Origin of the sequence: Chromohalobacter sp. (assembly GCF_039830575.1) — a bacterium.
Taxonomy (GTDB): Bacteria; Pseudomonadota; Gammaproteobacteria; order Pseudomonadales; family Halomonadaceae; genus Chromohalobacter; species Chromohalobacter israelensis.
The window spans coordinates 333,249-358,836 of record NZ_JBDOOX010000012.1; the positions used below are offsets into that span (position 1 = coordinate 333,249).

Here is a 25,588-nt window from a genome sequence, read left to right on the forward strand (position 1 = left end):
TTGCCTCGAAAATAGCTCGCATTCGATGAACAGGCCGTTCGGCGGCTGGGCTTTCGTCCAGGCGTGGGACGCCCGACGCTGCGACGTCAGAGAGGGTCATGGCCGAGGATAGCGACGAGGAAAAAACAGAAGACCCGACACCTCGACGACTCGACAAGGCGAAGGAAGATGGCGAAGTCGCGCGCTCGCGCGAATTGACCACTTTCATGCTGCTTGCCGTGGGGGTCGGGTCTTTGTGGTCGCTGGGGGGGCATCTCTATGACCGCATGGGAGTGGTCATGGAGCAATCGTTCCTGTTCTCGCGTGCCGAGGCGTTCGATACCGCCGTCTTGATGGCGCATGTCTGGAACCTGGGACGCAATACGTTGCTGGCCTTGTTGCCCTTGTTCCTGATCGTCACGGTGGTGGCGCTGACGGCGCCGGTCATGCTCGGCGGCTGGTTGATTTCCGGCAAGGCCCTGCAGCCCCAGATCTCCAAGCTGAATCCGCTCAAGGGCTTCAAGCGGATGTTCTCGTCGCAGGTGCTGGCCGAGCTGGGCAAGGCCGTGGCCAAGTCGGTGCTGGTCGGCGGCGTGGCCGTCGCATTCCTGTGGCTGAATCGCGGCGATCTGCTGGGCCTGATGAGCCTGCCGCTCAGCGAAGCCCTGGCGCGGGGCATGGATCTCGCCGCCTTGTGCCTTTCCCTTTGCGTGGCGATGCTCATCGTCGTGGTGCTCATCGACGTGCCGTTCCAGTTGTGGAGTTTCACCAAGAAGCTGCGCATGACGAAGGACGAGGTCAAGAAAGAGCACAAGGAAACCGAGGGTGATCCCCAGGTCAAGGCACGCATACGTGCCCAGCAGCAATCCATGGCGAGGCGCCGCATGATGGCCAAGGTACCGGAGGCGGATGTCATCGTGACCAACCCCACGCATTATGCCGTGGCGCTGAGCTACGAGGGGAGTTACATGGAAGCCCCGCGGGTCGTGGCCAAGGGGTCGGATCTGGTCGCCACGCGTATTCGAGAAATCGGCGAGGCCCATGGCGTGCCACTGCTCGAAGCCCCACCCTTGGCGCGTGCCCTGCATCAGCACGTGGACATCGACCAGGAAGTGCCGGCGACGCTGTATACCGCCGTGGCGGAAGTGCTCGCCTGGGCCTATCGCCTGAAACGCGTGCGCGAGGAGGGAGGTGACTGGCCTGATACGCCACACGACCTGCCCGTGCCGAATGAGTTGGACCCTTCCCAGCATAACGTTGCCGGAGCCAAGGACACGCCATGAATGCGTTAAGTCAGCTATGGGGGCGTCGTGAGTGGTTGAACGACACCCGTTTGAAGGTCCTGGCCGGACCCGTGTTGATCATCATGATCCTGGCCATGATGATCCTGCCACTGCCGGCATTCGTGCTGGACCTCTTGTTCACCTTCAACATCACGCTGGCGGTGATGGTGTTGCTGGTCAGCATGTTCACCCAGAAGCCTCTCGATTTCGCGGCCTTCCCGGCGGTCCTGCTGTTTTCGACCCTGCTGCGCCTGTCGCTCAACGTGGCCTCCACGCGCGTGGTGCTGATGGAGGGCCATGAGGGCGGCGACGCGGCCGGCAAGGTGATCGAGGCCTTCGGCGCCTTCCTGATCGGCGGTAACTTCGCCGTCGGGCTGGTGGTCTTCATGATCCTGGTGGTCATCAATTTCATGGTCATCACCAAGGGGGCGGGGCGTATCGCCGAGGTTGGCGCGCGCTTCACCCTGGATGCCATGCCCGGCAAGCAGATGGCCATCGATGCCGACCTCAATGCCGGCCTGATCGGCGAGGAAGATGCCCGGGCGCGGCGCCAGGAAATCTCCCAGGAAGCGGATTTCTACGGTTCCATGGACGGGGCCAGCAAGTTCGTGCGCGGCGACGCCATCGCCGGCATCATCATCATGCTCATCAACCTGATCGGTGGTCTGGCGATCGGCATGGCCCAGCACAGCCTGAGCTTCTCCGAGGCGGGGCATACCTACACCTTGCTGACCATCGGCGATGGTCTGGTGGCACAGATCCCGGCGCTGGTGATCTCCACCGCGGCAGGTGTCACCGTGTCGCGCGTCAATACCGACCAGGACGTCGGCCAGCAGTTGATCAGCCAGCTGTTCAACAATCCGCAGGTCTTGATGCTGGCCGCCGGTGTCATGGGCCTGCTGGGGCTGGTGCCGGGCATGCCCAACCTGGTGTTTTTGCTGTTCACCGTGCTGCTGGGGAGCCTGGCCTGGTGGATGTGGCGCCGCAATCAGCGCGAGGCCGCCCCCTCGGCGGCAACGCCGCAGACACCGCCGCCGCAGCCCGAGGTACCCGAGGCCAGTTGGGATGACGTGCAACTGGTCGACACCCTGGGACTCGAGGTCGGCCATCGGCTGATCCCGCTCGTCGACCATCGTCAGCAGGGCGAGCTGCTGGGGCGCATCAAGAGCGTGCGCAAGAAATTCGCCCAGGATGTCGGCTTTCTGCCGCCGGTGGTGCATATCCGCGACAACCTGGAACTGGGTGCCTCGACGTACGTCATCACGCTCAAGGGCGTCGAAGTGGGGCGCGCCGATGCGCATCCGGGGCAATGGCTGGCCATCGACCCGGGTCAGGTGTCCGGCAAGGTGGAAGGCACGGTCACTCAGGACCCGGCCTTCGGTCTGCCTGCGGTATGGATCGACTCGGCGCAGCGTGAACGCGCGCAGGTCTACGGCTACACCGTGGTGGATGCGAGCACCGTGGTGGCCACGCACCTCAATCACTTGCTGCATCGTCATGCCAACGACATGCTGGGCCGCCAGGAGGTTCAGCAACTGCTCGACAAGATCGCCGCCGAGAACAAGTCCCTGGTCGAGGATGTGGTGCCCAAGCTGCTGTCGTTGACCGCGATGCAGCGCATTCTGCAGAACCTGCTGGCCGAGGAAGTCTCGATCCGCGACATGCGCACGATTCTCGACACCCTGGCCGAGCATGCGCCCCAGCAGTCCGATCCGCACGAACTCACGGCCATGGTGCGTGTCGCGCTGGGACGCTCGATCACCCAGCAGTGGTTCCCCGGCGACCAGGAGATGCACGTCATCGGCCTGGATGCCAACCTCGAGCAGGTCCTGACCCAGGCGTTGAGCAACGGCGGTGGCCTGGAGCCCGGGCTGGCCGACACGCTCATGGAGCAGGCGGTATCCGCCGTCGAGCGCCAGGAGGCGCGCGGCGACCCGGCCGTGCTGGTGGTGCAGCACGGCCTGCGGGCCTTGCTGGCGCGCTTCCTGCGCCGGCGCATCACCCACCTGGTGGTGATGTCGAACGCCGAAATTCCCGATGATCGTACCTTGCGTGTCACCACCACGATCGGAGCCCGTTCATGAGCGTGATGCGGTTCCTGGGCGTCAACAGTCGCGAGGCCATGCGTCAGGTGCGCGATGCGCTGGGCGACGACGCCCTGATTCTGTCCAACCGGCGTGTCGATGACGGGGTCGAGGTAGTGGCCGTGGCCGAAGACGCGCAGGCCTCCCTGGTCGAGCATGCCGAGTCGCGCCCCGCCGAAACGTCTTCCGCCGACGCCGCGTCGCCGGTGGGGCAAGAACGTCTGTATGCCGAAATGCAGGCCATGCGCGAGCTGCTGATGTCGCACATTGCCGAGACGCCGCGTGCCCGCAACGCGCGTCCCGGGGTACAAGGCGTGTTGCGCCAGCGGCTGATCACCGCCGGTTTCAGTGCGCGCCTGGTACGTGAAATGCTCGATGACCTGCCGGAGGAGCTCTCCCAGGCGACGCCCGACGACCCTGGCCTGCTCGCCTGGAGCCGTCGCCAGCTGGAAAGCCGCCTGGATGTCCTGGATGACGAGGCATCGATGCTCGAGCAGGGCGGCGTCTTCGCGCTGGTGGGGCCCACCGGCGTGGGCAAGACCACGACCACCGCCAAGTTCGCGGCGCGCTATGTCATGCGCTTCGGGGGGGACGATGTCGCCCTCGTCACCACCGACGACTACCGTATCGGCGCGCACGAACAATTGCGTATCTACGCACGCCTGCTGGGCGTCGATGTGCACGCGGTGCATCACGAGGACGATCTGGAAGGCTTGCTGACGCGCCTCGAGGGCAAGCGCATGGTGATCGTCGACACCGTCGGCATGAGTCAGCGCGATCAGCGCGTCGCTGGGCAGATCGCGCGACTCGGCGGCGCCGCGCGCCCGGTACGGCGTTTGCTGCTGCTCAATGCCGCCAGCCACGGCGATACGCTCGAAGAGGTCGTCGAGACCTATCAGCGGGCCTCGCGGGATGCCGGGGCGCCGCTCTATGGCTGCCTGCTGACCAAGGTGGACGAGGCACCTCGTCTGGGGGCGGTGCTCGATGTGGTCATGCGTCACCGGCTGCGTCTTTACTACGTGTCTCATGGGCAGCGGGTCCCCGAGGACATTCGTCTGGCCGAAGCCCCCGACCTGCTGGAAGAAGCACTGGCCGTGGGGCAGGGGTCGCCGTTCACCTACGATGAAAACGTGCTGACCGACATGCTGCGACCCTCTGCGTCCGGTCAGGGCGTGCAGGCGCTGTCTCGCGACCTGCTGGCGCAGCGACAGCAACTGGCAAGGGTCATGGCAACGCTGCAGGCGGCCGTTCCCGGGATGACACTGCTGGTCGATGCCTGGCGACAGCGCGAGGCGCCGCGGGCCGCGCAACAGGCCTGGCTCGAACGCCACCTGGCGCCGCCGCCGATGATCGCGGCGATTCGCGAGGCCGAGGCCACGGGCCTGGTCTGGTCCGGCGGTCAGCCTCGCGGCATGGACTGGGTGCCGCCCATGCTGCCGCTGGATGCCAATGGCGATGTCTTGCCGCTGGCCTGGCCGCTGCATCGCTGGCCGCCGTCCGACGCCCAGCGCTTGACCCTGGCGCGTCGTCATCTGGGCAGCCACTGGGTGGTGTTCGCCCGGGTCCCGGAGAGCGATGTCCGGCAGCAATTGCACGATTCCGAGAGCCCCTGGCTGGCGCGGGTGCGCGTGCAGCAGCGCGTCTGGCATGCCGGCGAGCGACTGGCGGTCGGCGAGCTCGCCTCTCTCGCCGAGCCCTGCGGCCAGCATGTCTGTCGCCTGCGTGGACGTCCGCGACGCGTCACGCTCGCCCGCTTGCCGGTGGCCTTGTCCGAGCACGAGGCGCCGACCCTCAGCCTGTGGGTCGCCACGGCACATGACCCCGAGAATGGACGGCAACGCGGCGTCTATCACTGGCTGGGGCAGGTCGGCGATGCGCTGGATATCGACATGCGCGCTTTCATCTACCGACAGACCGAGCAGGACGACCTGCCGCGCTTGATGCGGTCGGCCTGGCAGCAACTGGGTGGCGTGTCGCCGCTCGATTGCGAACTGCGCGTCTACCTGGCCGCGCAACTGTCAGCACTGGCGTTGCGCCTGGACCTGAGCGATGCGGGCTGGGCGCTGGACACGCGTCCGGTGGTGCGGCGCCTGGCCGGGGAACGCAAACGCATGAGCCCCGACACCTTGCTGGCGGGGTCGATCCATCTGCTGACGGCGCACGTGGCGCTGTCCCCGGATGAGTGAGGACGGCGATGAACGATCAAGCAGCGGGCCTGCGCGCCTACGCCAGTCAACGTCGCGACAAGGCCAGCCTGGTGACCATCGGGCGGCCCACGCCCCAGGCGGTGAATGCCACCTGCGAACGTCTTTCGGCACTCAGTGGCCTGGCCTGGGAGACGCTTCCCCTGGCGCTGGGCGAGGTGTCATCGGCGCAACGTTCCTCTCCGTACTGGGGGGTCGGCGTGGCGCCGGGGGCGGAAGGGTTGCAGGGCGCTTATCGCGACCTCAAGCAATGGTCCCAGCGCGAGCGCCTGCCTCCCCTGTTGATCATCCGCGACCCGGCGGCCTCCCAGGACATGCCGCTGGATAACCTGGTGGACGCGGCACGGCGTTTTCTAGGAATCAAGCTGTTCACCGACCCGGCCGACTGGCTGGCCCAGACCTTGCCCATGACCGAGTCCGGTGGCACGAGATGACGTGGTCGACGTCGCCCAGGAGCCGGTGTCGCCAGGGCGGGAGTCGCTTGATGGCGATCTTTACCCTAATGATGGGCATGCTGGCGTTGCCGGGCATGAACGCTGCCCCCGCTCTTGCGGCGGAGGCCGGCAGCTGGGCGGTAACCCTGCCGCGCGGCCCGTTGCTGACGACGCCGGGGCGCTCGGAATCCACCCCCGAATTGCGTTCGCCGGCGCCGGAGAACGTCGACGGAGGACGTATCACCCGGATCTCCTGGCGCTATGAAGTATCCGACGACCGGCACGCGGTACGTGCCTGGCTCTGTCATCCCCGACGTTGCGTGGCACTGGCGTCGGGGCGTGGCGGTACCCGGCGTTTCGAGGGGCTGCCGGCCGATGTGCCGTTCGTGTTGCGTTTCCGACGTGATGAAACGGCATCTTCGAGCATCCGGATTGGCCGGGTGCAGTTGATCGTGAACTACCGATGAGCCTGGGCGAGCAGGGCAAAATCGGGAAAAGGCCCCTCAAGCGGTGGTTATTCCCGCCTTGTGAGGTGACCCGTAACCTCAATAATGGCATGCGGGAGCGTCGCGCTACGCGCCGATCCGAACATCCGAGGCGAAAGTGATGTATACGGCACAGGGCAAAATCGACCAACATGCACTGCTCGAGCAATACATGCCGCTGGTCAGGCGTCATGCGTTGGCGCTACAGGTGCGTCTGCCGGCCAGTGTCGAACTCGACGATCTCATTCAAGCCGGCATGGTGGGCTTGCTCGATGCGCTGGAGCGTTTCGATGCCACGCAAGGGGCGAGCTTCTCCACCTTTGCCAATCAGCGTGTGCGTGGTGCGATGATCGATGAGTTGCGCAGTCGTGACTGGATGCCGCGCAGCGTGCGGCGCAGCGCGCGTGCCCTGGATCAGGCGGTGCACAAGCTCGAGCAGACCCTGGGGCGCGCCCCGGACGAGCGCGAGATCGCCAACGCGCTGGGGATGAGTGTCGAGGAATATCACCAGTTGCTGCTGGATGCCAACAACGGCTACCTTCTGGGATTCGACGACGTCGTATCCGAGCTGGGCGAGCCCCCTGGTGGCGACACGGCGCCGGCCACCCCCCACGATGCCTTGCTGCAAGGCGATGCGCGCACGCATCTCGTCGCGGCCATCGAACACCTGCCCGAGCGCGAAAAACTCTTGCTGGGCCTTTATTACCAGGAAGAGCTCAACCTCAAGGAAATCGGTGCCGTGCTGGGCGTCAGCGAATCGCGGGTTTGTCAGTTGCATAGCCAGGCGGTCGCCAGGCTGCGTTCCCGGCTGGCGGCCTAGTGGCATCGCCCTCGTAGGTCGCCGGTGCGGTGCCAGGGTATTTCTACCGCAAGGCGCAGCCGTCGTCACCCTTCTTCGTCACTCTTCTTCGTCACGTGCCGTAGGCGTTGCGGCGTTTAGCATGACGGTACGATTGCGCCCATACTCCTTGGCTTCATAAAGCGCTTCGTCGGCTCGTTCGAACATGCTGTCCTCGTCCAGGCCGGGAGCGTAATAAGTCGCGCCGATACTGATCGTGAGCGCGAGTTCATTGCCGTCGTCGAGCGTCACGGGGGTGGCGGCGACGGTCCGCCGAATACGTTCGGCGACTTCCACGACCCGATGCTCGGGAATCGCCATCAGCATGCAAAATTCCTCGCCGCCATAGCGTGCCACGGCATCGTCGTCACGGAGTTGCTCGGTGAGCCGGGTGGCGACGATCCTGAGAGCTTCATCGCCTAACTGGTGACCGTAGGTATCGTTGATATCCTTGAAATGGTCGATATCGGCGATGAGCAACGCGAAGGGGGCGCCGCGCTCGGCCTCGACCATGAACTCGTCGATGGCCTGCTTGAAACCGAAGCGGTTGAGCAGGCCGGTCAGGGCATCCTGGCTGATCATTTCCTCGGCCTTGGCAAGCTTGCGCGTGACCGTGCGCAGGTGCTGAAGATAAGGACTGCGGTCGCGCAGGACGACGATCAACGATGTCTCGCTGGCGTCCTGCATCGGCACCAGCGTGACTTCGACCGGGGTGTCGTTGTGCAAGGTGGCGTTATGGCGCAGGGTGCCATCCCCTTCACCGAGCTCCGCACGGATGCGCCGCTGCAGCGTGCGCCGGTCGCCCGACAGGAACCACTGGGGAAGACGAGTGCCTTCGAGCGATGATGCCTGCGTGCCGAGCAAACGGCGTGCGGCGATGTTCCACTCGACGATGCGCAGGTTGTCGTAATCGCAGATCAGTACGCCATCGGGCCAGGCATCCACCAGGCTGCGCAAGCGTTGCAGGGCTTGATGCGTGCCCACGAGCGAGGCGCGGTCGCCCAGCTGCAAGGCCTCGAACCCCTGGAACCTGGGCAGTGCATGGATCTCGAGTGGCGAGCCGGTGCGTGACGCCGTGGCGAAATCGTGCCCTTCGGGCTGTGCGACGAGGGTGTCGAAGGCACAGCCCTTGACGTCATGAGAGGCGCCGCCCAGCAGGCGCTGGGCGGCGGCGTTGGCGTAATGCACGACGCGGCGGTCATCGAGCAGCACGATCCCGTCCGGTAGATGATCGAGCAGTTGCGTTTGCTGATCGATCATCGCATCGGCGGTATGACGCTGCTCGTCGATCAGGCGCTGGTTGAGACGCAACGAGACGAGCTTGGCCAGGTCGGCCAGGCGTTGCCGGCTCTCGGCGTCGAAAACCCGTGGGCGGATATCGACCAGGCACAGCGTGCCCAGCAGATGGCCGCTCAACGACAGGATTCTTTCGCCGGCGAAGGCGCGGATGAAAGGCGTGTCCCTCACCAGCGGGTGTTCGCGAAATCCATCGGCATCGCGCATGTCCTCGATGAACAACGCCGTATCATGATCCACCGTGAAGGCACAGAGCGAATCCTCGCGACGCGGCGGCGCGGCGAGGTCGCTGGAACTCGCCAGGCACCAGGTCCGCTCCCGGTCGACGAGATTGATCATGGCGCAGGGAACGTCGAAGAGTTCCCCGATCATGATCATGAGCCGGTTCAGCTCCGGATCGCAGGACGTTTCGTAGATGCCCAGCCGATGCAGCGCGGCGACGCGCTCGGCTTCCTGGGCTTCGGCTTCCGGCATCCGTGAGCGGCGCATGAGGTGAAATGTCTCGTGGTTGGAACATGGCGGATGGGATAATGAGGGCCTGGCGGGATGAGTACAAGGATCATCCCGCTATAAACGACACCTTACTTATAACCGCTCAAGCGTCATGCGGCATCAATCGCTCGTCGCACGCGTACCGGCTTCCGTCAGCGCCTCGGCCAGGCGCTCGCCGAGCGTGTCCCAGGCGCCACCGAGGGCGCGGACCAGCGCGGGGTAGCCGTCGCTGTCGAGCGGGCGCTCGATCGAGAAGCTCTCCCGTGACAGCGTGCGATCCTGTGCATCACGTATGCGCCAGTCTCCGCCGACCACGGCCATGCCGTCGTCGCGTCCCTGGAAGCGTTCCACCCTGAGATCGACATGCAGGGCCGGCGACGCCGCCTGTGCGGTCTGTCCGCGACGCAGGATATCCGCCTCGGGCAAGGCGGCGCTCAGGCGTTCGCGCAACTGCCGCATGAGTTGACTGTCCAGCGGCTCGGCCCAGAGATGGTGACGTGCCTGGTGGATGCGAATGTCGTCCAGCTGCATGACGATGCCCTGATCGTCGAGATAACTCGTCAGGGACAGGGGGGAAAGCCATACGCTGCCGTCGAAGTCGCCGACGACCTCGGCAGCGGTCCGGTCGTCGGACAATGGATCGTCGGGCAATGTGTAGCGGGTGTCCTCGGCGCTCTGCGTGGCGCAACCGGCGACAGAAAGCGCCAGTGCGCCGATGCCCAGCAGGGCAGCGTGCCGGGCACGCTGCACGAATCGGCGGGGGGGCTCGAAGGCGGCGGTGATCATTGGCTTGGGGCCCTCGGTTGTGGATCTCGTGTCTCTTCACGATCGAAGATCAAGGCGTTGGGTTTCTCGCTGAGCGTGCGCACCACGGGCTGCAGGTCGCGCATCAGCGACTCGAGCCGCGAGAGCGTGTCGTTGAGTTCACGGTAGCCCTGCGAGTCGGGCGAGAAGCCCTGCAGCGTATCGCGGGTCTGGCGCAGCGTCTCATTGAGGTTCTGCGGCAGCTCGCGGGTCGCCGGGTCGTTCAGCAAGGTATCCACGGAGTTGGCGATGTCGTTGACCTTGCGCATCGTGGCGCGTGTCGTCGTCAAGGTGTCGTTCAGCGAGGTGAGGATCGGCTCGACCTCGAGCTCGTTGAGCTTGTCGAGCAGGTTGGAGACTTTCTGCTCGATTTGCGCGAAGCCGCCCGACGTCGTCGGGAACACCGTCTTGCCCTCGAAGGTGAGCGCTTCGTAGGGCTCGGGGTCGTCGCGGAAGTTGAGGTCGACGAACAGCGCGCCGGTGAGCAGATTGCCGGCCTTGAGCGTGGCGCGCAGGCCGTGCTCGAACATGCGTTCGAGGCGGGCGCGCCAGTCCTCGGCGTCGAAATTCGCCATGGCGTCGTCGAAGCGCTGTGGCTCGATGCGAATCAGTACCGGAATCGCGAAACGGTTCAGCGTATCCGGCTGGGGAGCGGAGAAGCGCCAGGGCACGGCTTCCACGGTCCCCACGCGCACGCCGCGGTACTCGACCGAGTCGCCTCGGCTCAAGCCGCGTACGGTGTCGTCGACCAGCAGCACGTATTCGAGGTAGCGGTCAAAGGTGCCTTCACGCGCGCTTTCCTCGTCGCTGAAGAGCTGGTAGGTCGCCTCGGATTCGGCGGGATGCCCCATGGCGACATCCTCCGGCACGCCGAAGGTCACGCCGCCGCCGATGAGCGATTCCATGGATTCCACGTTGACCCGGAAGCCCTGGGAGTCGAGGCGCACGTCGACACCCGACGAGATCCAGAAGCGCGTGGTATCCGTGACCAGAACGTCATAAGGCGACTGGATGTAAAGGCGATGGCGCATTTCCTTTTCTTCGGGATCGAACTCGGTGTTCTCCACGCGCCCGACGGTGAACCCCTGATAGGTGATGGGGTCGCCGGCGCGCAGGGAACTGCCCACCTTGCTGACCAGGTTGACGCGAATGCCCGGCGCATCGGGCGGCGCCACGGGCGGTTGGTCGAGTACCTCGAATTCACGCTGGGCGGTTTCGCCGTTGCCGGGCAGCAGCTGGATATAGGCCCCCGAGAGCACGGTGCCCAGTCCGCTGATGCCTTCCCGGTCGATACGCGGCTTGACGACCCAGAAGCGCGCCTCGTCATTCAGCATGCGTTCGGTATCGGGCTTCATGCGGGCCGTGATGATGGTGTGGGACATGTCTTCGGAGAGTGTCACGTCCTCGACGCGGCCGACCTCGACGTTGCGCGTCTTGATCAATGTCTTGCCGGCCTCGATGCCCTCGGCGTTTTTCATCTCCAGGGTGATCGTGGGGCCGAGTCCCGAGAGATTGTCGTAGAGCATCCATGCGCCGATGAGAACCGCCACGAGCGGTACGATCCAGATCGGCGAAAGCCGCCGGCGATGGTGGCGCGTCGCGCGCAGGGGAGCATCAGGCATCGTCGGGTTCCTTGCGTGGAGAAGCGAGGGCGGCGATGCGGGACATCCCGCGCCGCCGCGGTTTTTCGGGCAGATCGTCCCAGATCATGCGGGGGTCGAAGCTGATCGCGGCCAGCATGGTAAGGATGACCACGGAAGCGAAAGAGAGCGCGGCGGGGCCGGGCGCTATCGACATCAACTCGCCGGCGCGTATCAGTGCCACCAGGATGGCGACCACGAAGACGTCGACCATCGACCAGCGGCCGATGAATTCGGTCATGCGGTACAGGCGAACGCGCGTGACGTTGCGCAGCGGTTCGCCCCGGTGGCGGACGGCGTAGCATAGCCAGCCCAGCGCGAGAATCTTGCCGATGGGGACGACCACGCTGGCGGTGAAGATGATCAGGGCAATGGGAATATCGCCATGCTGCAGGAACAGCATGACGCCGCTGATGATCGTCGAGGGCGAGCTGTTGCCCAGCGACGTGGTGGTCATGATCGGGTACAGGTTCGCGGGAATGTACATCACCACCGCGGCGAGCAGCAGGGCCAGCGTACGCTGGCGGCTGCGAGGCGTGCGAGCATGAAGGGACTCACCGCAGCGTCGACAGTGCCCGCGTCCGTTGGCATCGAGACGATTGACCAGGCCGCAGGTGGCGCAACCGCTCAATCCCTGGGGCGATGCCGGCTCACCCGGGCGTGCGCCCGCCGGCGCCAGGGGTTCGCTGGCCAGCGAGAACCACATCCAGTCGGTATCGAGGGACTGCGTCGTCAGCAGCAAGAGCAGGGCGTAGGCGCAAAATGTCCAGAAAGAGAGGCCCAGGCTGACCTCGGCCATGCCCGCGACCTTGATCAGGCTCACCAGGGCGGCGATGACGAAGACATCGGCCATCATCCAGGGGGTGAGGTGTTTCAGCGCCCGGGCGACACCCCGCGAATGCGGCAGGAAGCGCCGGCTCAGCAGCCCCAGCGAGAGCCACATCACGCCGCACAGGTAGACCGTGGGCAGAATGATCACGGTCAGCAGCACGCAGATCGCCACCAGCGGCTCATGGAAACCGACCAGCGTCGAGGCGGTCTCGGTCAGCTCGATACGGTTGCTGACGCCACGGGCCTCGAAGCTGACGAAAGGAAACGCCACCGACAGCAGCAGCATGATGAGCGCGCCGATGGCCAGGGCCAGGCTGCGCTCGGCGGGCTTGTGATGGCGGACGGCCAGGGTGTGCTCGCAGCGGGGGCAGTCCGCTTTCTGGCCGGGCTTCAGCGCCGGCAATGCCACCAGCAGATCGCATTCGTGACAGGCGCGCAGACGCCGCCGCGAATGACGTGTCGTCGCCACGTGCGGCACGCGAGCTGGATGAGCGGTCTGTGACGAAAACGTATCGGCCAAGCTGAGTCTCGCGTTGATATTCCAGGGTGTCGGACATGATGCGTGATGGCTTGAGCCGTTGGTTCAAACGCACCAGTCCCGAAGGAGGACTCGAGTGTTGATCGATTGCCTGCCGTCAGTACCATCGATCTCACGCTACTATAGCAACTTGAGCAACTCGCAGCGTTGTCGTTCCGCTATGCTTTTGCCTCAATGCCTGGTATCTAGAGTGGCGTGCGGTGACGCCGACCGACGATCAGGCGTGGTCAGGGCAGCGAACAGCGTACATTCACATGCGTATGTTTGTCAGTAGCTTGGCGCCGACGGCCCTGGGGCATGCGTTTCCGGCATGCGCCGACACACACCATCCCTATATCAGGTGCAAGGAGATTCTATCGTGCTAATGGCGATCACCGCCGTCGCTCTCGGGCTGGCGGTATTGGTATGGAGTGCCGACCGTTTCGTCGATGGCGCGGCCGCGACGTCGCGTCATCTGGGATTGTCGCCCTTGCTGATCGGCATGGTGGTCATCGGACTCGGTACCTCGGCGCCGGAATTGATGGTGTCGGCGCTTTCCGCCTGGCAAGGCAACCCTGGCCTGGCGTTGGGCAACGCCTATGGCTCCAACATCGCCAATATCGGCTTGATCGTGGGGTTCGTGGCCCTGCTCAGCCCGTTGATCATGCACTCGCAAGTGCTGCGTCAGGAGTTGCCGTTGCTCATGCTGGTGACCTTGGCATCGCTCTGGTGCCTTCAGGACGGCGCCGTGTCGCGCTTGGACGCGGTGCTGCTTCTGGCAATGCTGGCAGCCTTCTTGACCTACAGCATCATACGCGGTCGGCAGCAAGGCAGTGATACTCTCGCCGACAATACGACGGCCGACCTCGATACCCAGGCGATGACGCTCAAGCGAGCGATTACCTGGACTCTGGTGGGCCTGGTCCTGCTGATCGTCAGCTCACGTCTGCTGGTCTGGGGGGCGGTGGATATCGCCTCGGCATTCGGGGTCAGCGATCTGGTCATCGGGTTGACGGTGGTCGCCATCGGCACGTCGCTGCCGGAACTGGCTTCCTCGATCAGTGCGGTTCGCAAGAACGAGCACGACCTCGTCCTCGGCAACGTAGTGGGTTCCAACCTCTTCAATACTCTCGCCGTGGTGGGGCTGGCGGGTGTCATCGATCCGATCGACGTCGACGGCGCAGTCCTGGTGCGGGATTGGCCGGTCATGGCGGGCTTGACCCTGGCGCTGACCGTGTTCGGCATCGGCTGGAAAGGCCAGGGGCGTATCAACCGCCTGGAGGCTGCTCTGCTGTTGGGCACGTTCATCGCCTATACGGCGTGGCTGGTGATGTCCGTGATCGGCACGCGCTAGGCATGGTCATGCCAGGGAGCGAGTCGACCCAGTGCCTCCTGGAGAGGGGCTAGGTCGCTGCAGGAAGCGGGCGCATGGGGCTGGTGGTCGATGCGTATGCGCTCGCGGTCGGGGAAAGACGCCTCGAGATGTTCGATCCAGGGGCGTTGTTCCTCGCGCCAATTGGCGAGCCATTGGCTGTCGACTTCGGCGGGCAGGCACTTGTTGATCACCACGGCACCGACGTGCAGGCCATGGCTTTCGAGCAGCTCGCGGGTGCGCGCGGTTTCCAGTGCCGGTAGGCGCTCCGGATTGGCCACCAGGATCACCGCCGAATGCGCAGGACAGGTCAAGTGCTCGCGGGCGGCGGCGAGGCGTCCGCGACGACGCATCAGCGTTTCCTGAATGGGGTCGTCGACCACTTCGCCGTCGCCCAGCCACGCCTTGTAGTCGCTGCGCACCTTGTGGCGACGTTGCATCAAGCCTTCCACCCAGGCGCCCATGATCTCGGGGAGCGCCAGCAGGCGAACCGTGTGCCCGCCGGGGGCGGTGTCGAAGATTAGTCGGTCGTAATCCTCGCTGGTATCCAGCAACAGGCCGACCAGGGCGTCGAACAGGGCCGCTTCCTCGGTACCAGGTGCGTGCCGTGCCAGATCGAGTTGGCGAAATACCGTCGCGCTGCGCTCGCCGCTGACCAGAGGACGCAACGTGGCCTTGACCTGCTCCAGGTAGCGTTGCGTTTCGTGGTTGGGGTCGAGCTCGACGACATCGAGGCCGGCCTGCATGCGCGTTGGCGTCGGCCCTGGTGTGCGTCCGAACAGATCGGCCAGATTGTGCGCCGGATCGGTGGAGACCAGCAGAGTACGCCAGCCGGCCGCCGCGCAGCCAAGCGCGTAGGCGGTGGCGCAACTGGTCTTGCCGACCCCGCCCTTGCCGCCGAAGAAAAGGCTCTTGGCCATATCGGCTATCTCTCCTCGGTTGTGCCACGCGTCATCGGTGCCGCTCAGCAGCAGCGAAAACCATCCAGTGGCGAACGCGGCATGCCTTGGCGCTGGTGCCATTCATGGAAGCGCTCGAGCATGTGCGGGTAGAGCTCCAGGGTCATGTCGCTGACGGGATTGGGGATGCCCATCATGTCGCAGAAGCACAGCAGCATGAAGAGGTCCTCCTCATCCTGAAGCTCCCGGGCGATTTCGCGCCGGTGCGGCAAGCTCAGGACCGCGTCGTAACCCTGGATCGCGCGGCGCAACCGTGATCGCCACAGGGCGATCACGGAACCGTCGTCATCAGCGTGATTCATCGGAACTCAGCGGTTGCTGCTGCGCGGCCGGGTCACCCTGACGGAAGCTTCGCGACGCCTCGAGCAGGATCCACAGCGTGAACACCATGATCAGGCTGCCGAAGGTGAACAGCAGCAGGTTGCGGTCGGCATCGCCGAAGCCCGACCAGGTGAAGATCACCTGCTGCCCCATGGCCCACAGCGTCATGACCAGCAGGAACAGCATGGGAACCAGGGTGAAGACCACCGGGCGGCCCTGGCGCTTGAGCCATACCGAGACCAGCATCAGCGTGATGCCGGCCAGCAGCTGGTTGCTGGTGCCGAACAACGGCCACAGCAGGTAGCCGCCGGAGCCGAAGCCGTTGGGGCCTTCGGGCAGGATGACCAGCGCGGCGCTGGCGATGACGGCGATGCTGGTCGCGACGTGCTTGCGGGCGATCACCGGCATGCCGTACTCGTTGCCCAGCTCGGCGATGATGTAACGCATCAGGCGCACGGCGGTGTCGAGCGTGGTGGCGGCGAAGCTCACCACGATCACCGCGACCAGGGTCGAGCCCATGTGCTCGGGAATGCCCAGATTGCCGGCAAGCTGGCCAGCGCCTTTCACGAACGAGCCCAGGCCGTTGGAGCCGGCCGCGGAAAAGCTCGAGTACGTCGCGGTGAAATCGGTACCGGAAGCGAACAGAGTGCCCACCGCGATGATCGCGATCATCGCCAGCATGCCTTCACCCAGAGCGCCCCCGTAGCCGACCATGCGGGCATCGGTTTCCTTGTCGAGCTGCTTGGACGTCGTGCCCGAAGCGACCAGGCCGTGGAAGCCGGAGATCGCCCCGCAGGCGATGGTGATGAACAGCAGCGGGTACCAGCTGATGTCCGCTTCGCCGTTGACGCTGGGCGCGGTCATTTCCGGTGCGCCGAACAGCAGACCCAGATACAGCAGCGCCAGGCCGACCACGAGCTGGTGCGAATTGATGTAGTCACGCGGCTGCAACAGCTTCCAGACGGGGAGCGTCGAGGCGATGTAGACGTACGCCATCAACACCACGATCCACACCAGAAAGGCCATCGAGGTGCCGTTGAAGCCACCCACGACCGGCGCCTCGGCACCGCCGAACCAGCTCACCAGATCGATCTGCAGCAGGGGAATCTCGCTGGCCAGCAGCGCTGCGCCATACATCACGGCCAGTGCAATCACCGACGGCAGCAGCATCGAACCCGAACGGCGATAGACGCGATAGCCGATCCACACGGCGAGCGGGATCTGGATGAAGACCGACAGCACACTGGCCGGGAAGGTGATGAACAGCTTGGCGATGACCCAGGCGAAGACCGCGTTGACCATCAACACCAGGATCAAGATGATGAACAGGAACAGCAGTTTGGCGCGCTGTCCGATCAACTTGTTGGCCAGCGTGCCGATCGAATGGCCCTTGTGGCGGTTGGAGAGTACCACCGCGCCGAAATCGTGCACCCCGGCGGCGAAGACGGTCCCCAGCACGACCCACAGGATGGCTGGCAGCCAGCCCCAATAGATCGCGATGGCAGGCCCCACGATGGGCGCCGCGCCGGCCACCGACGTGAAATGGTGGCCCCAGAGAATCCACTTGTTGGTGGGCACGTAGTCGACGCCGTCACGATAGGTGTGCGCCGGCGTCTGGAAGTCGGCATCGAGTCGATAAATGCGTTCGGCGATGAACTTCGAATAGAAACGATAGCCCATCACGAAACACACGGCGCCGAACAGGGCAATCCAGATAGCGTTCATGAGTGATCCTTGTTGGTAGTGAGTGCGGCATGGACCGCACTCACGATGCGCTGTTGTGGTGCGTCTACCCTACCAAAGCAGGATGGCGTTCTCCGTTAGACCAACGCATCAGGCGCGCGAGAACATGGCGATACTCTAGGCGCCTGCCTACGCTATGGACACGTCGTGTCCACCGGGTGTCTAGGCGTCATGCGTCATTGCCATGAAGATCGAAACCGCGACAAAGACGCACATGCGACAATTTGCCTTGCGGCAACGCGACACACGATAAACTCCGCCATGGCGCTTTTTAACACTACATAAAGCCTCTACGATGAAAGGGCATCGGAGGCGAAAGAACAACGTCCAGATTGCGGCGTCACCCGCGTGATTGGCAGGCGTCGTCAAGACCGTTGTCAAGGCTTGTTGTCAAGACCGTTGTCAAGACAAGCCAGGTGACGTTCGCGGTGGCCAGGCGCTCCGGCATCGACCGCCGGCGATTTCCGATGACAATTCGACTACGTGGGCTTCAAGGAGTCAGCCATGGCGCTAGATCCGATTCTCCTGTCGCGATTGCAGTTCGCATTCGTGGTTTCCTTTCATGCCATCTTCCCGGTCTTCACGATCGGGCTTGCCTCTTACATCGCCGTGCTGCAGGGCCTGTACGTCACCACCGGCAATCGTGTCTGGGACCGCCTCGGGCTGTTCTGGACCAAGGTGTTTGCCGTGGTCTTCGGCATGGGGGTGGTGTCGGGCATCGTGATGGCGTTCCAGTTCGGCACCAACTGGAGCAACTTCTCTCAGATGGCCGCTAACTTCATCGGGCCGATGCTGAGTTACGAGGTCGTCACGGCATTCTTCCTCGAGGCCGGCTTTCTGGGCGTGCTGCTGTTTGGTCGCCACCGAGTCTCGCCGGCGGTGCATTTCTTCGCCGCATTGATGGTCGCCGTGGGCACCTTCATCTCGGCCTTCTGGATCCTGGCCACCAACAGTTGGATGCAGACGCCGCAAGGATTCGAGATTCGCGAGGGCGTGATTCACGTCACTTCCTGGGTCGAGGCCATCTTCAACCCGTCGTTCCCGTACCGCTTCACGCACATGGCGCTGGCGGCGTTCTTGACCGGTGGTTTCGTGGTGACCGGCGTCAGTGCCTGGTTCCTGCTGCGTGGGCGCGATGTCGACGCTCACAAGCGGGCCTTGTCGATGACGCTGTGGCTATTGTTGATCCTGGCGCCGCTGCAGGCCTACGTCGGCGACGAACATGGGCTCAACACCCTGGAGCATCAGCCGGAAAAGATCGCCGCGATGGAAGGCAACTGGGAAACCCAGTCGAACGTGCCGCTGTTGCTGTTCGCATTGCCCGACCGGGATCTGCAGGCCAACCGCTTCGAGATCGGCATTCCCAACGGCGCCAGTCTCATCCTGCGTCACGACCCGGACGGCGTCGTGCCGGGCCTCGACCAGCTCGAGCCCGCGCAGCAGCCGCCAGTATGGATCACCTTCTTCAGTTTCCGCGTGATGGTGGGGCTGGGGCTTCTGATGATCGCCTTCGCGGTGGCCGGCCTGGTGCTGCGCAAGGGCGGACGCGTCTACCGCAGCCGCTGGTTCCTGCGCGGTCTGCAGGGCATGAGCCTGGCTCCGTTCGTGGCGGTGGTGGCGGGGTGGTTCGTGACCGAAACCGGCCGTTCGCCGTGGCTGATCTATGGCGTGCTCGACTACGCCGATGCCATCACGCCCTCGTTGAGCGGCGGCATGGTGCTGTTCACGCTGCTGGGCTATATCGCCGTCTATGCCGTGATCTTCTACGCCGGCGTCTATTACCTGTGCAAGGTGATCCGCCAGGGGCTCGACGAGCGTGACGAGACCGACGAGCTGGATAGCCACGATCGGCCGGCGCGGCCCATGTCCGCCGCCCACGTTCCCTTCGACGATGAGCGCGACGACCGCGCACCGAGCAGGAGTTAAGCCATGGATATGTTCGACCTTTCGTTGATCTGGGCCGTCATCATCGCTTTCGGCGTCATCATGTACGTGCTCATGGACGGTTTCGATCTGGGACTCGGCATCCTGTTTCCCTTTGCGCCCGACGAAGACGCGCGCGACGTGATGATGAACTCGGTCGCGCCGGTCTGGGACGGCAACGAGACCTGGCTGGTGCTTGGCGGGGCGGGGCTGATCGGCGCCTTCCCGCTGGTCTATTCGATCCTCCTGCCGGCGATGTACATCGGCGTGTTTCTGATGCTGGCGGGCTTGATCTTCCGCGGCGTGGCCTTCGAGTTCCGCTTCAAGTCGCGCCGCACGCGGACCTGGTGGAACGCAGCCTTTGCCGGTGGCTCCTTCGTGGCGGCTTTCGCCCAGGGCGCCGTGGTGGGGGCCTATATCGAAGGCTTCGAGACCACCGATCGCGTGTTCACCGGGGGCCCGCTCGACTGGCTGACACCATTTTCGGTGATTACCGGCCTCGGTCTGGTGGCCGGCTATGCATTGCTCGGCGCGACCTGGCTGGTGCTCAAGTCCGAGGGCCATGTGCGTGACTGGGCGCGTGGCCTGATCCCCAAGTTGCTCGTCGGGGTCGTGGTCGTCTTTGCTGTCGTCAGCCTGTGGACGCCATGGATCGATCCTGGCGTCTGGGAGCGCTGGTTCGACCATATGCAGGTGATCTGGCTGCTGCCGGCGCTTGCCTTGGCCTGTGTGATTGGCATCTATGCCGCCAACCGCAAGGGGCGTGAGCTGGTGGCGTTCCTCTGTACCCTGGGCATGTTCATCTTCACCTACCTAGGGCTTCTGGTGAGCCGCTGGCCGTATGTCATTCCCCCGGACTACACCCTGTGGGAAGCCGCTTCCGCCCCCGCGTCGCAATTCTTCCTGTTGATCGGCGTGCTGTTCGTGGTGCCCATCATTCTGACCTACACCGCCTGGTCGTACTGGGTATTCCGCGGCAAGGTGCGTGTCGGCGACGGGTATCACTGAGCCGTCATGTCAGCTTCTCGTTCAACGTCTTCTTCATCGGCTTCCCCGGCGCGGGCATCGCGCCGGTGGCTGGCCGAGCAAGCGCGCGACGTGCGTGGCTGGCTGACGCTCGCCGTGGCCGCGGGGCTCGCCGTGGGTGTCCTGACGCTGGTCCAGCTCGGCCTGATGGCATGGCTGATCAGCGCTGTGGTGGCGCGCGATGCGACACTGGCCTCGCTCTGGCCATACGCGGCGGGACTCGGCGGTACGGTGCTCCTGCGCGCGCTGGCGCAGTGGGCGCAGGAGGCCTGCGGTCTGGAGGCCGGACTGCGGGCCAAGGCGCGCGTTCGGGGGCAACTGCTCGATCATCTCGCCGCCCTGGGGCCGGTCCGCCTGGCCGAGCGGCATAGCGCGAGCAGCGCCGGCCAACTGGTCGACCAGGTCGAAGCGCTGGAAGGCTATATCGCGCGTTACGTTCCCCAGGCCACGCTGGCGGTGGTGTTGCCACTGATCTTTCTCGGCGTGGCGTTCTCGCTGGACTGGCTGGCGGCCTTGTTCTTCCTGATCGCGGCACCATTAATTCCGCTGTTCATGGCACTGGTGGGGATGGGGGCGCAGCGCCTCAACGAGCAGCAGTTCCAGGCCATGACACGTCTGGCGGGGCACTTTCTCGATCGGGTGCGCGGACTCACCACCCTGCAATTGTTCGGCCGCACACAGCAGGCCACCGAGGAGGTCGTCGCGGTGGCCGACGATTACCGGCGGCGGAGCATGAAAACGCTGCGCGTGGCGTTCTTGTCCTCGGCGGTGCTGGAGTTCTTCGCCTCGGTGTCCATCGCCGTGATCGCGATCTACATCGGCTTCGGCCTGCTGGGCTACATCCAGTTCGGTCCGGCCGAGCAGCTGACGCTGTTCAGCGGCCTGTTCCTGCTGTTCATGGCGCCTGACTTCTTCCAGCCGCTGCGCCTGCTGGCGCAGCACTATCATGACCGTGCCAGTGCCTTGGGAGCTGCCGAAGGGCTGCGCGACCTGCTTGCCCAGACGCCGCCGCGCGGCGCCGTCGAGACCCTGACGGGAGACGCCTCGCCCCGTGCTCGGCTGAGCGACGTGGTCGTGTCGCATCCCGGACGGGGCCGTGTGCTGGGGCCATTGGACATGACCATTGCCGATGGCGACGTGATTGCTCTGGTGGGGCCTTCGGGGGCCGGCAAGTCGACGCTGTTGCAGGTACTGGCCGGCTTCGTCGACGCCGAGACCGGTCGCGTCGCCCTGCGCGAGCCCGCGCGGCTCGCCTGGCTCGATCAGCGGCCGTTTCTGATGCAGGGCACGCTGGCCGACAATCTGCGACTGGTCGCGCCCGAGGCCAGCGACGCGCAGTTGCACGAGTCGCTGGCGGCGGCCCGGCTCGACACGCTGCTGGCCACCTTGCCTCAGGGACTCGACACGCCGCTCGGTGAGCGCGGATTGGGGCTGTCGGGCGGGCAGGCCAGCCGCCTGGCACTGGCTCGGGTGTTTCTCAGCGATGCCCCGCTGGTGCTGCTCGACGAGCCCACGGCCAGCCTCGATCCCGACAGCGAGCGCCTGGTGATCGAGGGCTTGGCGTCGCTCGCGGCGCAAGGGCGTACGCTGGTGATCGCCACGCACCATCCCGCCGTGATGCGCATGGCCGACCGAGTGCTCGCGCTCGATGGGGGGCGCTTGACGCCCCGTGCCACCCACGCTTCGCCGGAGGTGTCATCATGATGGAACCGCGCATGACGACGTCACGCAGTACAGGGCCCGGTCTCAAGGCGCTCGGCCCCTGGCTGCGCGTGATGGCGCAGCGTCGCGCGCGTCTGGCGATCGGCGCGTTGCTGATGCTGCTGACCATGGCGTTCGCGATCGGCCTGTTGACGCTTTCCGGCTGGTTCATCACCGCGACGGCATTGACCGGCATGGCGCTGGCGGCCGGGGCGGCGGCGACGCTGGATGTCTTCACGCCCGGCAGCGGGATCCGCCTGTTCGCCGTGGGGCGTACCGCCGCGCGCTACGCCGAGCGTCTCTACAATCACGATACCGTGCTGCGTCTGCTCGCCGACATTCGCGGGCGGACCTTCGCCGGGCTGGCGCGTCTCCCCGGGCGTGAACTGGCGCGCTACCGTGCCGGGGAATGGCTCAACCGCCTGACGGCCGACATCGACGCCCTCGACAATCTCTACCTGCGCCTATTGGCGCCGCCGCTGGTGGGGCTGCTGGCGATTCTTGGCGTGGCGGGCGTGCTGGCGCTGGCGTTGCCTCGGCTCGGGATCGTGCTGCTTGCCGTGTTGTTGCCGCTATGGGGCGTGATCACGCTGGGCATGGCCTTGGCGGGCCGTCGACCCAGCGCGCGGCGCATCGAGACGCTCGAGCGCTTGCGCGTGCGTGCCCTGGAACATCTTCAGGGGCTGGCCGAGTTGCGGGCCTTCGCGGCGCTGGGCGCGCATCGCGGGACGCTGGAGACCACCCAGCACCGCCTGCTGGACGATCAGCGTCGGCTGGGACGGCGTGCGGCCCTCGGCAGCGCGCTGGTCACGCTCGGTGTGCAGGGGGCGGGGGTGGGCATTCTGTGCCTGGCGCTGCTTGCCTTTACCGCTGGCGAGCTGTCGGCGCCGGTGGCCAGCATGCTGCCGCTGGCGGTCCTGGCCTTGAACGAAGGCCTCGCCATGCTGCCGGCGGCCTTCGTGCAACTGGGCGCGACACGTCAGGCGGCGGCGCGCCTCAACGACCAGGCCGCGTTGTCGTCCGCGGAGGAGGGCATCCATGCCTGGCCTCTGGCGCCTGGCGAGGCGCCGGAAGTGGTCTTCGACAACGTGTCGTTGCGCTACCCGGGCATGGAGAGCACGCCGGCGCTTGCGCATCTCGACCTGCGGCTGGCCGCCGGGGAGCGGCTGGCCGTGCTGGGCCCCTCGGGCAGTGGCAAGTCGAGCCTGGCACAGCTCGTCGCCCGCGCCTTCGACCCCAGCGACGGCCATGTGCGTGTGGCCGGGCGAGATGTGCGCGACCTCGCGCCGGTGGCGCTGCGGGCCCGGCTTGGCTACCTGACGCAACATACCGAGCTGTTTCATGCGTCGCTGGCCGACAACCTGCGTCTGGGGTTGCCGGTCGACCACGGCCTGGAAGAAGAAGCGATCGAACGGGCCCTGTGGCAGGCACTGTGGATCGTCGACCTGGATGGCTGGGCGCGTGAGCTGCCCCAGGGGCTCGAGACCTGGGTGGGCGAGGCCGGGCGTCAGCTGTCCGGTGGACAGGCGCGGCGCGTGGCCCTGGCGCGGGTAATCCTGCGTGATGCGCCGCTGGTGTTGCTCGACGAACCCCTGGCGGGACTCGACGAGGCGACCGCCGGCATCGTCGCCGAGCGCCTGGACACCTGGCTCGACGGGCGCAGCGTGTTGATGTTCGCCCACCGGCGCGATGCCTTGCCGCGTTGCGATCGTGCCTGGTCGTTCACCGCTGCTGCATGACTTCCTTGATGATCGGCACCGGTGACATCAGATGTTCGCGCATCATCGCGCGGGCGGTGGGCGTGTCGCGGGCGAGAATGGCGTCGGTGAGTGCGGCATGCTCCTGGCGCTTGGCGTCCAGTGCCTCCGCGGAGAACACCGTCTGGCACAGCCACAGGTGACGATAGCGCTCGGCCTGATCGAATAACCAGGTGCGTGCCTGCAACAGGTGCGGCGAGTCGCAGCCGGCCGCGATGGCGCTATGAAACGCCTGGTGGCGCGTGTCCCACACATCGAGCATGTCCTCGGCACTGTGTACCTCGGCCACCTTGGCCAGGGCGTGCGCCTTGGCGACGATACCGGCTTCCCAGTCGTCGCCGCCGCGCGCGATGGCCAGTTCCAGCACCAGTCCCTCCAGTTCCGCACGGGCATCGTAGAGTGACTCGAGCTCTTCGATCGACATCTCGGCGACGCGATAGCCCCGCTGGCTGACCGACGTGACCAGGCGCTCCCCGACCAGTTGCGACAACGCCTCGCGCATCGGGCCAACGCCAAGCGCGTAGCGTTCCTTGAGATGGCTCATGCGGAGTTTTTCGCCGGGCGCGTAGACGCCGCGAATGATATCGCGCTTGAGTTGTCGGTAGGCAGCGATGGCGAGATTGGGGCGCGGACTGGCGCTGGTCATGACGCGATTCCCTGAAAATGCTCTCGCATGATACCGGACAAGGCCACGACCGGGGAGACGTTGTGGGATGACGTGCGAGGCTTCGGCTTAATTTTGACGTTTCATGAAAATGTAGATATTTTCAGCGTAAGCTTTATTCATGCTGACTCGCTGCATCCGCAGGGCGGGCCAGGCCAACGGGACTACGCTGGAGGTTGTCATGAACGCGCTGTCGCATTTTTATACCGATATCTCACCCCGGGGCTTCACGCTCGAGGCTTCGCCGCAGTCATCACGGCTGCTGGCATTGACCTTCGATGAGGCGACCGTCGCGGCGTTTCGGGAGGCGACCGCCGAGTGGCCGGTCCAGGCACTGGAATACAAGTCGATGCTGCGATTCCGCGTTGCCAAGATCCTCGACGACCTGTGCGCCAACACCCTGCAGCCGCTACTTGTCGAAACGATGACCGACCGTGGCACGGGCGGGATCGTGGTCAACCCGCAAGGCCTCGACGACGTCGCGCAGGCCGATGACATGGTCAAGTTCGCCACGGCCGTCGCGCATTGCATGGGCCGCTCCAACTTCGACGCCATGAGCGGGCAGTATTACGCGCGCTTCGTGGTCAAGAACGTCGATACCTCCGACAGCTATCTGCGCCAGCCGCATCGGGTGATGGAGTTGCACAACGACGGCACCTTCGTCGAGCAGGACACCGACTACGTGCTGATGATGAAGATCGACGAGCAGCACATGGAGGGCGGCGATTCTCTGCTGCTTCACCTCGACGACTGGGGGGATCTCGAGCGCTTCTACACGCATCCCCTGGCGCGTCGTGACATGCGCTGGGCGGCACCGCCCAGCAAGAACGTCAGCCACGATGTCTATCATTCCGTGTTCGGGGTCGATGCCGAGGGGCGTCCGGTGATGTCCTACATCGATCAGTTCGTGCAGCCGCGCGACTTCGAGGAGGGCAACTGGCTGTGCGAACTGTCCGAGTCGCTGGAAAGCTGCGAGGCGCGGCTTTCCGTGCCGGTGCCGGTGGGCAGCTTCCTGCTCATCAACAATCACTTCTGGCTGCACGGCCGCGACCGCTTCACGCCGCACCCGGAATTGCGCCGCGAACTGATGCGCCAGCGCGGCTACTTCACGCACCGGCAGACGCTGGCCAACCCCAGACACACCTGAGGGGGGCGGGCGCAGCGTGTGCCTTGAACGAGGCGCGGGCGTTGCCCAGGCTGTCAGGCGTCGAACCCCGAAGCGAGATTATAGAAGC

At 65.2% G+C, this 25,588-nt stretch carries 20 protein-coding genes; 12 read left to right on the plus strand and 8 right to left on the minus strand.

What is annotated here, in order from left to right:
* Positions 1–98: 98 nt before the first annotated feature.
* The 6 genes from flhB (at position 99) to ABGX75_RS11470 (ending at position 7,289) form a co-directional block, all read left to right on the plus strand.
* The gene (flhB, locus tag ABGX75_RS11445) at positions 99–1,262 is read left to right on the plus strand and encodes a flagellar biosynthesis protein FlhB (protein WP_347411372.1); all 1,164 of its coding nucleotides are present in this window, start codon (positions 99–101) and stop codon (positions 1,260–1,262) included.
* Entirely contained in the window at positions 1,259–3,346 is a 2,088-nt protein-coding gene (gene flhA, locus ABGX75_RS11450; protein ID WP_110061845.1) for a flagellar biosynthesis protein FlhA, read from the plus strand. Before flhB ends, flhA begins: the two co-directional genes overlap by 4 nt.
* On the plus strand, positions 3,343–5,532 hold the full coding sequence (gene flhF / locus ABGX75_RS11455) for a flagellar biosynthesis protein FlhF (protein ID WP_347411373.1): 2,190 nt from the start codon (positions 3,343–3,345) through the stop codon (positions 5,530–5,532). The genes flhA and flhF overlap by 4 nt, the downstream gene beginning before the upstream one ends.
* An 8-nt stretch (positions 5,533–5,540) precedes the next feature.
* Positions 5,541–5,984: a hypothetical protein gene (locus tag ABGX75_RS11460; RefSeq protein ID WP_179153139.1), complete on the plus strand. Its 444-nt coding sequence runs from the start codon at positions 5,541–5,543 to the stop codon at positions 5,982–5,984.
* A 50-nt stretch (positions 5,985–6,034) separates the two neighbouring features.
* Positions 6,035–6,451, plus strand: a complete 417-nt coding sequence (locus ABGX75_RS11465) for a flagellar protein FlhE (RefSeq protein WP_347411374.1) — start codon at positions 6,035–6,037, stop codon at positions 6,449–6,451.
* A gap of 139 nt (positions 6,452–6,590) precedes the next feature.
* Positions 6,591–7,289: an RNA polymerase sigma factor FliA gene (locus ABGX75_RS11470; RefSeq protein ID WP_224113286.1), complete on the plus strand. Its 699-nt coding sequence runs from the start codon at positions 6,591–6,593 to the stop codon at positions 7,287–7,289.
* Positions 7,290–7,367: 78 nt separating this feature from the next.
* Here ABGX75_RS11470 and ABGX75_RS11475 read toward each other — a convergent pair whose 3' ends face one another.
* The 4 genes from ABGX75_RS11475 to ABGX75_RS11490 all read right to left on the minus strand — a co-directional run bounded on the left by ABGX75_RS11475 (position 7,368) and on the right by ABGX75_RS11490 (position 12,848).
* Positions 7,368–9,092, minus strand: a complete 1,725-nt coding sequence (locus ABGX75_RS11475) for a diguanylate cyclase (RefSeq protein WP_347411375.1) — start codon at positions 9,090–9,092, stop codon at positions 7,368–7,370.
* A gap of 123 nt (positions 9,093–9,215) precedes the next feature.
* On the minus strand, positions 9,216–9,881 hold the full coding sequence (locus ABGX75_RS11480) for an ABC-type transport auxiliary lipoprotein family protein (RefSeq protein ID WP_347411376.1): 666 nt from the start codon (positions 9,879–9,881) through the stop codon (positions 9,216–9,218).
* Positions 9,878–11,521, minus strand: a complete 1,644-nt coding sequence (pqiB, locus tag ABGX75_RS11485; protein ID WP_347411377.1) for an intermembrane transport protein PqiB — start codon at positions 11,519–11,521, stop codon at positions 9,878–9,880. The genes ABGX75_RS11480 and pqiB overlap by 4 nt, the downstream gene beginning before the upstream one ends.
* A complete protein-coding gene (locus tag ABGX75_RS11490) occupies positions 11,514–12,848 on the minus strand; it encodes a PqiA/YebS family transporter subunit (RefSeq protein ID WP_347411437.1) in 1,335 nt (444 codons plus the stop codon). Before ABGX75_RS11490 ends, pqiB begins: the two co-directional genes overlap by 8 nt.
* Positions 12,849–13,266: 418 nt before the next feature.
* On the opposite strand from ABGX75_RS11490, the gene ABGX75_RS11495 reads away from it, so the two are divergent.
* Positions 13,267–14,241 (plus strand): calcium/sodium antiporter, encoded by a 975-nt coding sequence (locus tag ABGX75_RS11495; RefSeq protein WP_224113290.1) that lies wholly within the window; start codon positions 13,267–13,269, stop codon positions 14,239–14,241.
* On the opposite strand, the gene ABGX75_RS11500 is transcribed toward ABGX75_RS11495, so the two are convergent.
* The 3 genes from ABGX75_RS11500 to ABGX75_RS11510 are packed head-to-tail and all read right to left on the minus strand — an operon-like array spanning position 14,238 to position 17,264.
* Positions 14,238–15,179, minus strand: a complete 942-nt coding sequence (locus ABGX75_RS11500; RefSeq protein ID WP_347411378.1) for an ArsA family ATPase — start codon at positions 15,177–15,179, stop codon at positions 14,238–14,240. The two genes, ABGX75_RS11495 and ABGX75_RS11500, sit on opposite strands and share 4 nt — an antisense overlap.
* Positions 15,180–15,223: 44 nt before the next feature.
* Positions 15,224–15,520 carry a cory-CC-star protein gene (locus tag ABGX75_RS11505; RefSeq protein ID WP_011507301.1) on the minus strand — a complete coding sequence of 99 codons (297 nt, stop codon included), beginning with the start codon at positions 15,518–15,520 and terminating at the stop codon, positions 15,224–15,226.
* Positions 15,507–17,264: a carbon starvation protein A gene (locus ABGX75_RS11510; RefSeq protein ID WP_347411379.1), complete on the minus strand. Its 1,758-nt coding sequence runs from the start codon at positions 17,262–17,264 to the stop codon at positions 15,507–15,509. The genes ABGX75_RS11505 and ABGX75_RS11510 overlap by 14 nt, the downstream gene beginning before the upstream one ends.
* A 522-nt stretch (positions 17,265–17,786) precedes the next feature.
* On the opposite strand from ABGX75_RS11510, the gene ABGX75_RS11515 reads away from it, so the two are divergent.
* The 4 genes from ABGX75_RS11515 to cydC are packed head-to-tail and all read left to right on the plus strand — an operon-like array spanning position 17,787 to position 23,671.
* The gene (locus ABGX75_RS11515) at positions 17,787–19,208 is read left to right on the plus strand and encodes a cytochrome ubiquinol oxidase subunit I (RefSeq protein WP_179153135.1); all 1,422 of its coding nucleotides are present in this window, start codon (positions 17,787–17,789) and stop codon (positions 19,206–19,208) included.
* 3 nt (positions 19,209–19,211) lie between these two features.
* Complete coding sequence (gene cydB, locus ABGX75_RS11520; RefSeq protein ID WP_347411380.1) at positions 19,212–20,213, plus strand: cytochrome d ubiquinol oxidase subunit II; 1,002 nt, start codon at positions 19,212–19,214, stop codon at positions 20,211–20,213.
* Positions 20,214–20,219: 6 nt separating this feature from the next.
* Positions 20,220–21,935, plus strand: coding sequence for a thiol reductant ABC exporter subunit CydD (cydD, locus tag ABGX75_RS11525; protein WP_347411381.1), 1,716 nt, complete (start codon positions 20,220–20,222; stop codon positions 21,933–21,935).
* Positions 21,932–23,671: a thiol reductant ABC exporter subunit CydC gene (cydC, locus tag ABGX75_RS11530; protein ID WP_347411382.1), complete on the plus strand. Its 1,740-nt coding sequence runs from the start codon at positions 21,932–21,934 to the stop codon at positions 23,669–23,671. The genes cydD and cydC overlap by 4 nt, the downstream gene beginning before the upstream one ends.
* Here cydC and csiR read toward each other — a convergent pair.
* The gene (csiR, locus tag ABGX75_RS11535) at positions 23,655–24,335 is read right to left on the minus strand and encodes a DNA-binding transcriptional regulator CsiR (RefSeq protein WP_347411383.1); all 681 of its coding nucleotides are present in this window, start codon (positions 24,333–24,335) and stop codon (positions 23,655–23,657) included. The genes cydC and csiR overlap by 17 nt on opposite strands.
* Before the next feature lie 199 nt (positions 24,336–24,534).
* Here csiR and glaH point away from each other — a divergent pair, with 199 nt between their 5' ends.
* Entirely contained in the window at positions 24,535–25,500 is a 966-nt protein-coding gene (gene glaH / locus ABGX75_RS11540) for a glutarate dioxygenase GlaH (RefSeq protein ID WP_347411384.1), read from the plus strand.
* The last annotated feature ends 88 nt before the right edge of the window (positions 25,501–25,588 follow it).